This window comes from Nocardia colli, assembly GCF_008704205.1.
Classification (GTDB): Bacteria; Actinomycetota; Actinomycetes; order Mycobacteriales; family Mycobacteriaceae; genus Nocardia; species Nocardia colli.
In genome coordinates, this window is the sequence record NZ_VXLC01000047.1 from 55,556 (window position 1) to 67,594 (window position 12,039).

Annotated in this window: 12 protein-coding genes and 1 other RNA gene; 6 read left to right on the top strand and 7 right to left on the bottom strand. The window is 67.2% G+C overall.

Annotated features, from left to right (window positions below):
- Positions 1-218 precede the first annotated feature (218 nt).
- The 5 genes from F3087_RS44205 to F3087_RS44225 form a co-directional block, all read right to left on the bottom strand.
- Positions 219-1,016: an alpha/beta hydrolase family protein gene (locus tag F3087_RS44205; RefSeq protein ID WP_150408182.1), complete on the bottom strand. Its 798-nt coding sequence runs from the start codon at positions 1,014-1,016 to the stop codon at positions 219-221.
- Between the two features lie 90 nt (positions 1,017-1,106).
- Entirely contained in the window at positions 1,107-2,624 is a 1,518-nt protein-coding gene (locus F3087_RS44210; protein ID WP_223885819.1) for an alpha/beta hydrolase, read from the bottom strand.
- A gap of 58 nt (positions 2,625-2,682) precedes the next feature.
- Positions 2,683-3,255: an NUDIX hydrolase gene (locus tag F3087_RS44215; protein WP_150408183.1), complete on the bottom strand. Its 573-nt coding sequence runs from the start codon at positions 3,253-3,255 to the stop codon at positions 2,683-2,685.
- Positions 3,256-3,419: 164 nt separating this feature from the next.
- Positions 3,420-3,704, bottom strand: coding sequence for a hypothetical protein (locus tag F3087_RS44220; protein WP_150408184.1), 285 nt, complete (start codon positions 3,702-3,704; stop codon positions 3,420-3,422).
- Positions 3,705-3,886: 182 nt separating this feature from the next.
- Positions 3,887-4,591: a hypothetical protein gene (locus F3087_RS44225; RefSeq protein WP_150408185.1), complete on the bottom strand. Its 705-nt coding sequence runs from the start codon at positions 4,589-4,591 to the stop codon at positions 3,887-3,889.
- A 40-nt stretch (positions 4,592-4,631) separates the two neighbouring features.
- Here F3087_RS44225 and F3087_RS44230 point away from each other — a divergent pair, with 40 nt between their 5' ends.
- Entirely contained in the window at positions 4,632-5,264 is a 633-nt protein-coding gene (locus tag F3087_RS44230) for a TetR/AcrR family transcriptional regulator (RefSeq protein ID WP_150408186.1), read from the top strand.
- A gap of 104 nt (positions 5,265-5,368) precedes the next feature.
- On the opposite strand, the gene F3087_RS44235 is transcribed toward F3087_RS44230, so the two are convergent.
- Complete coding sequence (locus tag F3087_RS44235; protein ID WP_150408187.1) at positions 5,369-6,256, bottom strand: alpha/beta hydrolase; 888 nt, start codon at positions 6,254-6,256, stop codon at positions 5,369-5,371.
- A 76-nt stretch (positions 6,257-6,332) separates the two neighbouring features.
- Between F3087_RS44235 and rnpB the strand changes: the two genes are divergently transcribed.
- The 3 genes from rnpB to F3087_RS44250 all read left to right on the top strand — a co-directional run bounded on the left by rnpB (position 6,333) and on the right by F3087_RS44250 (position 8,472).
- An RNA gene (gene rnpB / locus F3087_RS44240) (RNase P RNA component class A) lies at positions 6,333-6,746 on the top strand.
- 182 nt (positions 6,747-6,928) lie between these two features.
- Positions 6,929-7,372 (top strand): hypothetical protein, encoded by a 444-nt coding sequence (locus F3087_RS44245; RefSeq protein ID WP_150408188.1) that lies wholly within the window; start codon positions 6,929-6,931, stop codon positions 7,370-7,372.
- A gap of 116 nt (positions 7,373-7,488) precedes the next feature.
- Positions 7,489-8,472 (top strand): slipin family protein, encoded by a 984-nt coding sequence (locus tag F3087_RS44250; protein WP_150408189.1) that lies wholly within the window; start codon positions 7,489-7,491, stop codon positions 8,470-8,472.
- A gap of 193 nt (positions 8,473-8,665) precedes the next feature.
- Here the strand turns inward: F3087_RS44250 and F3087_RS44255 are convergent, their stop codons facing one another.
- Positions 8,666-9,046: a hypothetical protein gene (locus F3087_RS44255; protein ID WP_150408190.1), complete on the bottom strand. Its 381-nt coding sequence runs from the start codon at positions 9,044-9,046 to the stop codon at positions 8,666-8,668.
- Between the two features lie 429 nt (positions 9,047-9,475).
- Between F3087_RS44255 and F3087_RS44260 the strand changes: the two genes are divergently transcribed.
- Positions 9,476-9,808 carry a hypothetical protein gene (locus tag F3087_RS44260; protein ID WP_150408191.1) on the top strand — a complete coding sequence of 111 codons (333 nt, stop codon included), beginning with the start codon at positions 9,476-9,478 and terminating at the stop codon, positions 9,806-9,808.
- A 16-nt stretch (positions 9,809-9,824) separates the two neighbouring features.
- On the top strand, positions 9,825-11,300 hold the full coding sequence (locus tag F3087_RS44265; protein WP_150408192.1) for an RNB domain-containing ribonuclease: 1,476 nt from the start codon (positions 9,825-9,827) through the stop codon (positions 11,298-11,300).
- Positions 11,301-12,039: the final 739 nt, after the last annotated feature.

Sequence of the window (12,039 nt, forward strand, 5' to 3'; positions counted from 1 at the left end):
TTCCGGGGACGCTCCGGCGGTGGGCGGTTCGCCCTGTGGTGGTTGCTGCAACGCCGCTGACAACCGTCAGCTGACGGCCGCACGCAGTTTCTGCGGACGTATCAGGCACGGGCCAAAGGTCGTTGACCTGACTTGACGCACCGAACGTCCTCCTGACGAATGCTGCAACATCAATCAAGAGGACGGTTCGTGCATCAAATGCGGCTTGGACCCGGGCGCTACCTGCCTGCGGCGAGCTGACGGTTGAACCATGTGGTGAGCTCGGCGTCTGCTGCGCGGGCCTGAGGTGACTGTGGTGCGGGTTCGAGGCCGGGCTCGTCGGCGAGGGGGTGTGCCAGTCCGGGGATGGTCAGCAGTTCGGCACCGTCGCCTACGGCGGTGACGAGGTCGGCCGCGTCGGTGCGCAGTGCGGGGTGATCCAGTTCGCCGCTGATGACCAGCAAGGGTGCGCGGCCGGTTATCGCGCCGGCCTTGGCGACGAAGTCCAGGTTGTCGACTGCCTGCTCGGACTCGGCGTCGTACGGGTACGGGCCGGGGAACATGTCGACGACCGAGCGCATGCGGACGGCGGCGTTCAGGATGGCGGCGGCGAAGATCGGGGTGTCGGTCTCGGCGAGGACGCGCAGGGCCACCGCGCCGCCGAGTGAGGCGCCGAGTATGCCGATCGGGCCGTCGGCTACCGGCAACTGTTCACGAACAGATGCCAGGGCGGCCGGGAATTCCTCGGTCGCCTGCCGGACGAACGGGGCCAAGTACAGCATCAGCGGGTCCTTGGTGAACAGCTCCACAATGGCGTCCGTGGAACCGTTGACCATGCGCGCCCCGCACATCGGCATGCCGAGATGCACCCGCCACGCGGGCACATCGTGCATCGGCAGCGCGGCGGCGAACGCGGCGTCCGTGCGCGGCGCGTCCAGCATGTGCCAGGTGACGATCAACGGCGCGGGTCCGTCGCCCGCCGGTGGCAGTGCGGTGAACGGAACGCCGGCTGCGGTGCCTGTGATCGGTGACTGCATGCGCTAACCGTAGGTGTGCGACGACGTTCCGGGAATCTGTTGCGCTATCAGCGAAATCATCGCTGTTCGGCTGGCGGATTCCGGTGCGCGTCAGCCCGCCGCGACGCAGCGCAGATCTGGTGCGGGCGGGGTCAGATCGGCCAGATACCGCAGCACCGGTTCGTCGACACAGGCAACACCCTGGCCGACCACCCCGTGCTGCACGCCCTCGTAGGTGATCAGCGAGGCGTGCAGGTCGCGGGCCAGGTTCATCCCGCCCTGATGCGGCGTGGCGGGATCGCCGGTGGTGGACACGACGACCACCGGCGGCAAACCGGGCACGTTGAGCGTGTGCGGTTGGGACACGGTGGGCAGCGGCCAGAAGGCGCACACGTCCAGCGGCGCCTGACCGGTCGCCCGGCCGTCGTCGAATGCCGGTGCGGCAGCACGGGTTCGGCGGTCGAGATCGGCCGCGGCTGCTCGATCGGTCACCCGGGTCTCTTCACCGCAGAGCACGGCGGTCTGCACATCCCGTTCGACCACCTCGGGTGAGGCGATGATGTCGGCGATGCTCAGCAGGGTGTCGCCGTGCCCCTGGGTCAGTTCGGTGAGGCCCTGGGTGATGCCCGGCCAGAGGAGCGGACTGTACAGCGAATTGATGATCGCGCTCAGCGCGTCGTTGTAGCCGAGTCCGCGTTGGTCGGCGGTGGTGGCGGGGTGATCGATCAGCGGATCGATCAGCGCCCGGAACGCGGTCCGCGCCTGCGCGGGATCGGCGCCGAGCGGACAGCCCGGCGCGGCAGCACAACTGGCGGCGTACGCCTCGAAGGCGTGTTGGAATCCGGTCGACATGCCGATCGGGTCGATCATGTTGGCCGCCGGGTCGACGCCGCCGTCGAGCACCATCGCGCGAATGCGATCCGGGAACAGTTCGGCGATGGTCGAGCCGAGTCGCGTGCCGTAGGACCCGCCGAGGTAGTTCAACTTCTGGTCCCCGAGTGCCGCCCGGATGACATCGAAATCCCTTGCGACATCGGCGGTTCCGACATGGCCGAGCACTTCGAGGCCGGTGCGGTCGACACATTTGGCGACGTAGTCGCGGTTTTCCTGTTCGGTCTGTGCGATGCCGGCGGGGGACATGTCGATGTCGAGGTCGTTGCGTTCGGCCTGGAACTCCTGCTTCGTCAAGCAGGTCACCTTCGGTGTGGACGCGCCCAGTCCGCGTACATCGATGCCGACCAGGTCGAAGCGTTGCGCGATCGGCGTTTTCGCCAAGTAGGCGGCGAACGCCAGACCCGGGGATCCCGGGCCGCCGGGATTCGTGAGCAGCGAGCCGACCCGGTCACCACCGGCCGGACGTCGTGAGATGGCGATCTGTGCGGTAGCGCCATCGGGCTTGGCGTAGTCCAACGGCACTTGCACCCGGGTGCACTGGAACCCCGCCTCGGCGATCTCGCCGCCACCCGGAAGGTCCGCGCACGAACTCCACTGCAAAGACTGCCGATAGAACTTGTCCAGCCCGGCATCCGGCTTGTCGTCTGATCCCGCGCAAGCCGTGCCGACCAGCACCACCGATGTGACGGCGGCGATCCGCAGCACACCGACAACCCACGCCAATTGCTCGCGCATACCCACCCCCATCACGAACGCTATCGACTTATATCCTGCCGCAGCCCGGCTGCACGGTCTACTGAGCCGGGGTTCGGGAGAGCGCGTTGTCCAGCTTGGCCAGGAACCGTGGGAAGTGGGGGTCGGAGTCGGGGAGGGCGAATTTGTCTATGTCCCACCAGTGTTCGGTGCTGAATTCGCGGGAGTCGAGGGTGTAGGGGTGGGTTCGGGCCCCTCGGATGAGGTACCAGAGGCTGACGTCTTCGTGGCTGTCGGTGCCGTTGGTGGTGGTGACGGTGAGGAAGAAGGGGTCGGGGCCGGTGACGGTGAAATCGGGATGGATGCCGATTTCCTCGGTCGCCTCGCGACGAGCCGCTTCGAGCGGGTGTTCGCCGGGGTCGACGTGGCCGCCCGTCGGTAGCCACAGTCCGGCGAGGCGGTGGTGCCCGAGGAGTACTGCCCGGGCGTCCGGGTCCACGAGCACGACATAGGAAACCAGATGGCGTGGCGGCGTTGCCGGTTTGACGCGGCGGTACACGTCATCGGTGGATGCCAGCCAGGCCAGGGTCTCGTCGAGGTGGTCCTGTTCGAGGGCGTCGAAGGGGTCGATGCCACTCACGATCTCGGCGACGACGGCAGTCGCGGGGTTCATAGCAGGGGACTGTAGCGGTGGGTGCCGACAAGTATTTCTCGCGCGCACCGCCCGTGCCGACGCGCACGAAATCGCTGGCCATATCGGCGGCTGCTGAGAAATCGTCCGCTGTCCGCTGTCCGCGCCCATGTCCGTGGACTCGACCTGGACTACGGTGGCAGTCCTCAGTCGAGGACGACCGCGCGAAGCCGGGTCGTATACATCCCCGCACGATCGAGAGCATCGACGGCGGCATCGAGTTCGATCGTGGCCTCCTCGAACACTTCTCGGGCGCCGGCCACACAATAGGCAGGCGTGGTGAGAGCCCCGATACCTTCGGTGTCGATGAGCAGCCCCGAAGTCTGAAGCGCCCCGTATCCCTCCGCCAGTTCACTCACCCCACGCCGCAGTTCGCGCAGTTGATCGAGCAGATGGGCTCGCCGAGCTTCCAGGATCAGTGGATCGATCATCGCGGCTCCTAGATTCCGGAGGTGTCCTCGACAATCTACGTCCGCCGACATCACCTTGCCGCACACCCACTCTGGAGCGGCACATGGCCGTGGGTCTGCTGCCGGAGTGAGACCCGCACACCCTCTGCGTAAACCGCACATCCTTCGAACAGGGTGTGCGGCTTACGCAAAGGGTGTGCGGCTCAGGCGGTGACGAGCTGGTGATCAGGTTGCAGGCGGAGGAAGGTGATGCCGTAGGTGACGATCCAGACCACCCACAACAGCCAGCTGACCAGGCTGATCGAGGCGAGTGGGTTCGCGTGGTCGATGATCATTGGAGTGATGGTGGCGGCGATGAATTGGCCTGCGGCCGCGACCAACCCGAGGCTGGCGTGCCAGCGACGGATGAGGCCGGTACGGATGCCGCCGAGGGACAGTCCCACCAGGGCCACGGTGAGAAAAGTGCCGTTGAGCGAGAACAGGGCGTTGTGGAAGGCCCAGAGTCCGGCGGTGCCCGCGGGCGTGTGGTCGGATGTGGCGGTGAGGGCCAGGCGGACAGCGCCGACCCCGACGAAGGTGGCAGTTTGCAAGAGCAGGCCGGCGAATCCGACCAGTGACCAGGCCGAGCCTTCGGTGCGCTCGCGCGGCCAGATCACGGCGACCGCGGCGGCGCCGAACACGAGCGCACAGATCCAGGCGACCGGCATGAATGCGGAGGCGAATCCGGCGGGACCGGAGTTCGCGGTGAAGAAGGCGTCGGCCTCCTCGACGTCGGCGCCGACCGCGGGCATGCCCGCCGGTGCCAGGATCAGATTCGCGCCGACGATGGCGACCGCGAAACCGAGGGCGGCAAGACCGCCGATACGGGGGAACGACCAGGCGATTACCCGCTCTGTCTTATCTGTCATATATTGAATATAAGTAGCGAAAACCGAAAGGGGAACCCCTGTGACCGAGGAACCGGCCCGTCGCCGCTACGACTCGCTGCGCCGCACCGCTCAGGCGCAGCAGACCAGCGCCGACATCGCCCGCGCCGCGCGTACCTTGTTCGTCGCGAAAGGGTGGGCCGCGACCACCGTGCGCGACGTGGCCCGCGAAGCCGGCGTCTCCGTCCCGACTATTTACGCGGCCTACGGCAACAAGAACGGACTGACCTGGGCGCTGGCCGACTCCGCCGACTTGTCCGCCGACGTCTCCCAGCTACTTGCCGAACTCGAAACCGCCCCCGAGCCACCCCGGCAACTCGCCGCGATGATCGCCTACGACCGCCGCCTGTTCGAACGCGCCGGCGAGGTGATCGTCCTGCTGCGCGAGGCCGGCCGCACGGAACCCGAACTGGCACAGGCCTACCGCGACGCGCGAAACCGCGCCGACGACGCCCACCGCCAGGTGCTCGAGGCCTGGCCGCCCCACACCTTCCGCCCCGGCGTCGACCTGGAATCCGCCCTCGACATCTACGCCGCCCTCTGCAACATCGACGTGTACACCGAACTCACCGTCGAACGCGGCTGGTCCCCGGATCGCGTCGAAAAGTGGTGGAGGAGTGCAGTCACTCGCGAACTCCTCGCCGAATCACGGTGAGCGGATGGCCCTTTCGCCGACTACCGGCCGAGACCCGCACTCTCGCAGGGCAGTCGCGTCACCTACCGGAGGTCAATGACGTTCGACCTGGGTGGGCGGAACATCTACGGGCGCAGGATGGAGACCAGGAATTCGGTTTGGTCCCAGACGGCTTTTTCGAAGACGTCGTCGAAGTAGATGTCGAAATGGCCTGCTTGGTAACGCTTTACGACGGCGTGCTTGGTGCGTTCGGCGGCGCGTAGGGCGGACTTGATGGGGGTGATGGAGTCGTTGTCGCATAGTGCGTAGAGGACGGGCATTTTGAGGGACTTGGCTCGTTTGCCGGGGGAGTCGAACAGGGCCGAGAAGGCAATGCGGGCAGCCACCTTCGGCTTGTAGTGCTCGCTTTCCTCGGCCAGCCTGCCGTTGCCTTCGGGCACGTCGGCGGCGCTCATCAGGGCGGCGGAGCGCTTGCGTCCGGCCAGCCGGATGCCGACGTGCTTGCGCCGCAGCGGGCCGATGAGCAGGTCGGTGGCGGCGATGGCGGTCACCTTGGTCATGCTGATCGGCCCCTTGGCCATCGCGCAGGACCAGCCGCTGGTGAACGGCACCTGCGCGACCACCGCGGCCAGGTAGTCGTCGTGCGGGGCGACGGCGAGCACGTGCCCGCCGCTGAACGAGGTGCCCCACAACGCGATCCGGGTCGCGTCGATGCCGCGGATGGTGCGCGCGTAGGCGATGGCGGACTGCCAGTCCTCGCGCTGGCGCCCGATCCGGATCACCTGCCGCGGCTCACCCTGGCTCGCGCCGAAATGCCGGTAGTCGAACACCAGGACCGCCATGCCGGCGGCGGCGAAGCGCCGTGCGTACCGGTCGAGCCCCATCTCCCGATTCGCCCCTAGGCCGTGCCCCAGGATGACGAGCGGGCGGGGCTTGGGCGCACCATCCGGACGGTAGAGCCAGGCGGCGCACTGCTCGCTTCCGGAGGGGAAGCCGACCTCGACACGTTCCATGGATCCCAACCGTACTGTGTTGACGGGGGTCGCACCCTGGTGGCGTGGATGGTGACCAGTACTCTGGTACGGCGGACGAGTTGGCCGGGCGACCGCGGCATCGGGAACGGGCACATGTGTGCCGCTGCCCGGCGCCGAGGAAAGTCCGGACTCCACAGAGCAGGGCGGTTGCTAACGGCAACCCGGGGCAACCCGCGGGACAGTGCCACAGAGAACAGACCGCCCACGACCCTCGGGTCGTGTGGTGAGGGTGAAACGGTGCGGTAAGAGCGCACCAGCGCCCCGGGTGACCGGGGCGGCTAGGTAAACCCCGCCCGGAGCAAGGTCAAAGGTCGCACCGTTCGCGGTGCGGCTGCGCAGGTGTTCGAGGGCTGCTCGCCCGAGCCTGCGGGTGGACCGCTCGAGGCACCCGGCAACGGTGTGTCCAGATGGATGGTCGCCCCCCGGTGCGAACCGGGGACAGGATCCGGCTTACAGGCCAACTCGTCCGCCCGCCGGGGCTCTCCCGGCGAACTCCGGGTTAACGGCTGAGATCCACTCTGTGGCCAAATGATTGGGACAACCGGGACGCATCGGATACCAGTACATTGTCGGTCGAGGTTTTGTGCGGTGTGCCCGATTCGGGGCTGCCGCGGGATCGACTGCTAGGAGATCGTCATCAACGTTCACACCATGCTGCGTCGCGCGGGGGTCCTCGCGGCGGCGGCTGCTCTGGCCACCGTTGCCTGCGCCGGGATGGCCGGCGCGGAGCCGACCCCCACCACCCCGCCGAAGCCCCCGACGACCAACGTCGACATCACCGGCGCCGAATTGAGCGGCGGTGGCGTGGAGGTGTCGGTGGCCTACAAGTGCGAGGCGCCCGGCAAGACGGTGACATTGCAGGTGTTCGTCCGGAGCACGGGAGAGGGCGCGCAGCAGACGATCGGTGCGACGACCAAGGCGACGTGCAACACCGAACGCCAGACCGTGTCCGTCACCGCCGGCAAGATCCCGGATGCCGAGCCGTTCACTCCCGCGGCGGGCGAAACCGTCAGGGTGTTCAGCACTTTGGTGTCGGGCGACAATCAGCAGAGCTTGGAGAGTGGCACCGCGGTCAAGCGGCTGACGCTGAAATAATGGCAGTCTGATCTTCTGCCGCAACCGGTTCCGCGGTGCCATCATGGAGGTAGCCGCGGGGCCGGAGCGCCCAGGCGCCCGCCTCTGCTGCACCCGGGCGCGCTTGGGGGCCAGGCATGGACCTACTCGCCGTTATCGGCAGCATAGTGGGGGTGGGCGCGATCGTCGGCGGTGTGCTGACCGCCGCCAGCGCGCGGGTGGTCGCGCAGTACGAGAAGGGGTTGATCTTCCGGTTCGGCCGGGTGGTCTCCACCCGGGAACCGGGGCTGCGCCTGCTGATTCCGTTCGTCGACCGGATGCGCAAAGTGTCGACGCAGATCGTCACCATGCCGGTGCCCGCGCAGGAGGGCATCACCCGAGACAACGTGACGGTGCGGGTGGACGCCGTCGTCTACTTCCGGGTGTTCGACCCGGTGCTCGCGGTGGTGGAGGTGCAGAACTACCTGTTCGCCGTCGGGCAGGTGGCGCAGACATCGCTGCGGTCGATCATCGGCAAGAGCGACCTCGATAGCTTGCTGTCCAACCGCGAGGAGCTGAACAAGGGCCTGGAGTTGATGATCGACAGCCCGGCGCTCGGCTGGGGCGTGCACATCGATCGGGTGGAGATCAAGGATGTGGCACTGCCGGATTCGCTGAAACGCTCGATGTCGCGTCAGGCCGAGGCGGAACGCGAACGCCGGGCCAGGGTGATCTCCGCCGAGGGTGAGTTGCAGGCCTCGAAGATGCTGGCGCAGGCGGGTGCGCAGATGTCGGAATCGCCGGCCGCGTTGCAGCTGCGGCTGCTGGAAACCGTGGTTCAGGTTGCGGCGGAAAAGAATTCGACGCTGGTGCTGCCGTTCCCGGTGGAGCTGCTGCGTTTCCTCGAACGCGCGACACCGTCGGCTGCGACCAATTCGCCACCGCCGCAACAGCAGTCGGTGCCAGCCGAGTCCGCCGCGGTCGCCGCACCCGCGGAACCCGCGGCGGTCGCCGCATCCGACAAGCCCGCAGGGATCACCGCACCCGCCGAGCCCGCAGCGATCCCTGCGAGCCCGGAGCAGCGCCGACTCGATTCGCCGGACGAATCGCCGGCGACGACGGAAAACGGCACACGCGCGTAACTCGACCGGCGTATACCGATACGGGTACCGCCGACACCGTTTTCGGCGCCGTACGACCCGCACCGGCAGTTCAACGTTAGGACCGGACCGATGTCCGTGCTCATTCCCGTCATCGCCATCATCAGCATGATCACCATCGGCTACGTGCTGAAATATCTGCCCGACTACCTGCCGTGGCTGAAAGAGCGCTGACTCAGCACATCATCTTGGCCATCTGGTAGATGGCCCGCGCCTCCTCGGTAGTGGCTTCGACCTTGCCGGAGGACCGCTTGACGATGCTCTTGACGACGTCGTCCTCGGACTTGTTCGCCTTGATCTCCTTGCAGGTGTCGCTGAGGATGGTGGCGATCTTCGGATCGTCCTTGCCGTCGGCGAGTTTCGGGAACGCGCCGCGGAAGCTGACGACGAACGCGCCCGCCTTCACGTTGTCGACAACTTGCGCGTCGCCGTTGGACGCCGCCGCGGGAGCCGAGGAGGAGGGGGAGGCACTGCTTGCCTTGTCGTCCCCGCAACCGGTGAGCAGCAGGGCGGCGAGGGTGGCGCTGGCCGCGATAGCGGCGGTAGTTCTGATCACGGAGCGGGATGCTAGCGGTCCGGGACGAAAGTCGCCTCCCGTCCGGTGAACGGGAGGCGACGTCTTGTGGCAGAAGACTTGTGGGTCAGACCGGTGCGATGACGAAGACCTGGGCCCAATACGCTGCCTGGTCTGCTCCGATGAGCGGCAACAGGTAGTCGTACAGAATCGATGACATAGCCGTGGAACTCCCAATTGTCGACGTACAGGACGTTTCGAAAAGTGCGGTCGAAGTGTGAGACCCGCTACGGCGGCCCACGTTAGCAGCCACGTCGCGGCCATGTCGGGGCGGTGAACTCGCCGGGCGTATCTGCCGGTAACTAGCCGGACCGTGATCGACGTCATAAAGTAGTGCGCGTTGGCACGGCCCGTTGCGTGGCCGCAACGAGCCCTTCACACTTCGAATGCGGGAAAGCAGGTCTCAACTCTATGCGGATTGTTCGCTCACTGGTCGCCGGCGCGTTGATCGCCGGGGCTGCTTCGGTTTTCGCCATGATGGGCGCTGGCTCCGCCAGTGCCGTAGCGGTGACGCCGCTGCCGGGTGGGGTGCAGGTCGACCTCAGCCCGGCTGACACGGTCTGGGTCGCCCAGAACCGTTTCGGTCAGACCCTCGGTGGTCTGCCTCATCCTTCGGCGGCTTCGTTCGGTGAGGCGTTGGACGCGGCGGCCGCGGTGTCGGCCGCGGTTCCGGGCGGACATGTCACCTTTACCGTGTACGGCCCGTTGGATTCGTTGAACGGCACCATGCTGGCGCTGCAGTAGGTCTGGCACCCTCAGCGTGGAATTGCATCAGCGGATCGTCTCGGCGCCGGTTGATTTCGGCGCCATCCGTTCCGAATTCGGTCTGGCCTCGGCGTATCCCGCCGAGGCCACCGCGGAAGCCCGCGACGCGTCCGACGCGTTCGCGGGCGACCGGGCCGATCGAACCGACATCCCGTTCGTGACGATCGACCCGCCCGGGGCCATGGATCTGGACCAGGCCCTGCATCTCGAACGCACCGGCAGCGGCTTTCTGCTGCACTACGCCATCGCCGATGTCGGTGCGGTGATCGATCCGCACGGCGCGCTCGCCAAGGAGTCGAGCGCCAGGGGGCAAACCTTCTACCTACCCGACGGCACCGTGCCGCTGCACCCGCCGGTGCTGTCGGAAGGCACCGCGAGCCTGCTGCCCGAGCAGACCAGGCCGGTCGCGCTGTGGACCATCGAGCTCGACGAAAAGGCTGAACCGCAACGGTTTTCGGTCGAGCGGGCGCTGGTGCGTTCGGAGGCCCGGCTCGACTACGCGGGCGTGCAAGCCGATGCCGACGCCGGGCGACTGCACCCTTCGATCGCGGCCCTGCCGGAATTCGGCACGCGGCGCATCGAAGCCGGGTTGCTGCGCGGCGCGATCGGGCTGCGGCTGCCCGCGCAGAGCATTGTTCGCGACGATCAGTCGGACGGACATTGGCGGCTGATCGTCGAACCGCGTACCGCCGCGGATGATTGGAACGAGCAGGTTTCACTGCTGACCGGGATGTGCGCGGCGCGAATCATGATCGACGGGGGAGCGCCGGCATTATTGCGCACCATGCCGCCGCCCGCCGAGTCGGCGATAGCGTCCATGCATCGCACGGCGGCCGCGTTGGGGGTCGAATGGCCTGAGGGGCTGTCGGTCGGGCAGATGCTGGCGGGGCTGGACCCGAATACCCCTGCCGCGCTTGTGCTCATGTCGGAGGCGACCAGCCTGCTGCGCGGGGCCTCCTACACCGTGGTGAACGGGGACACCCAGGTCGCGACGCCGGAAAGCCTGCAGCACAGCGCGATCCGGGCACCATACGCCCACGTCACCGCACCGTTACGGCGGCTGACCGACCGATTCAGCACCGAGATCTGTTTGGCCCGTTGCGCGGGAACCGAAGTGCCGCAATGGGTTCAGGACGGCCTGATCGAAACGGCCGACAGCATGCGCCGCAGCGACTCGATAGCAAACAAGGTCGAACGTTCCTGCATCGACCTCACCGAATCCACATTGCTCGCCGAGCGAGCCGGCACCGAGTTCGACGCGGTGGTCGTCCGCGAAGCCAACGGCAACCGAGCCGCGGAGATCTTCATCGCCGACCCACCGGTCCTGGGCCCCTGCGTAGGCGAACCGCCGGAAGGCGCAGCAGTCCGAGTCCGCCTGGTCTCCGCCGACCCCACCACCCGCAAGATCAGCTTCGCCTACCCCGCCGCACCCGACCTCGCCCCACCGACCACTCAACCCCACGCGTCCTGACTCACCTACCGCTGAGCATCGGCCGCCCCCGCCGTCCGACGGCCACGCCCATCAGCGGCCGCGCCGGAACCGAGTTCGTTGACCACGCAGCCGCACACCTCCTGATTTCCCGCACACGGAATCGCATGCCATTCCGTGTGCGGGAAATCAGCAGGTGTGCGGCTGCGGATTCTGTGGCGGGTGCACGCGGGCGACGGAGAACGGCAGCGTTCCCTGGGGCGAACCTATTCGGCCGGTGCGCCTGAAGCGGTGCACCCCCCGACCCGCCGGATGCACGCAGCCGCACCACTTCTGATTTCCCGCACCGAAATTTGCATGCGAATTTCGGTGCGGGAAATCAAGAGTGGTGCGGCTGCGGGCTACTCGCCGGACAGCGCCGCCGCGGTGTCGGGGTAGCGGAGCGGTGTCTTCGGCGCCGGGGTCAAGTTTGTTGAGCGCGCAGCCGCACACCTCCTGATTTCCCGCACATGGAATCGCATGCCATTCCGTGTGCGGGAAATCAGCAGGTGTGCGGCTGTGGCGGGTGCATGTGGCCGACGGAGAACGCCAGCGCTCCCAGAGGGTGAACCCATGCGGGCGGTGCGCCTGAACAGGTGCACCCCCCGGCCCGCCGGATGCACGCAGCCGCACTACTTCTGATTTCCCGCACCGAGAATCGCATGCGAATTTCGGTGCGGGAAATCAAGAGTGGTGCGGCTACTCGCCGGATAGGGCGGCGGCTGCGTCGGGGTAGCGGGTG

Excerpts from the sequence above, each read along its gene's own strand:
- F3087_RS44220 (WP_150408184.1), bottom strand. The coding sequence starts at position 3,704 with ATGATCGATCCACTGATCCTGGAAGCTCGGCGAGCCCATCTGCTCGAT.
- F3087_RS44260 (WP_150408191.1), top strand. The coding sequence starts at position 9,476 with ATGCGGATTGTTCGCTCACTGGTCGCCGGCGCGTTGATCGCCGGGGCT.
- F3087_RS44205 (WP_150408182.1), bottom strand. The coding sequence starts at position 1,016 with ATGCAGTCACCGATCACAGGCACCGCAGCCGGCGTTCCGTTCACCGCA.
- F3087_RS44225 (WP_150408185.1), bottom strand. The coding sequence starts at position 4,591 with ATGACAGATAAGACAGAGCGGGTAATCGCCTGGTCGTTCCCCCGTATC.
- F3087_RS44235 (WP_150408187.1), bottom strand. The coding sequence starts at position 6,256 with ATGGAACGTGTCGAGGTCGGCTTCCCCTCCGGAAGCGAGCAGTGCGCC.
- F3087_RS44250 (WP_150408189.1), top strand. The coding sequence starts at position 7,489 with ATGGACCTACTCGCCGTTATCGGCAGCATAGTGGGGGTGGGCGCGATC.
- F3087_RS44245 (WP_150408188.1), top strand. The coding sequence starts at position 6,929 with ATGCTGCGTCGCGCGGGGGTCCTCGCGGCGGCGGCTGCTCTGGCCACC.
- F3087_RS44210 (WP_223885819.1), bottom strand. The coding sequence starts at position 2,624 with ATGCGCGAGCAATTGGCGTGGGTTGTCGGTGTGCTGCGGATCGCCGCC.
- F3087_RS44215 (WP_150408183.1), bottom strand. The coding sequence starts at position 3,255 with ATGAACCCCGCGACTGCCGTCGTCGCCGAGATCGTGAGTGGCATCGAC.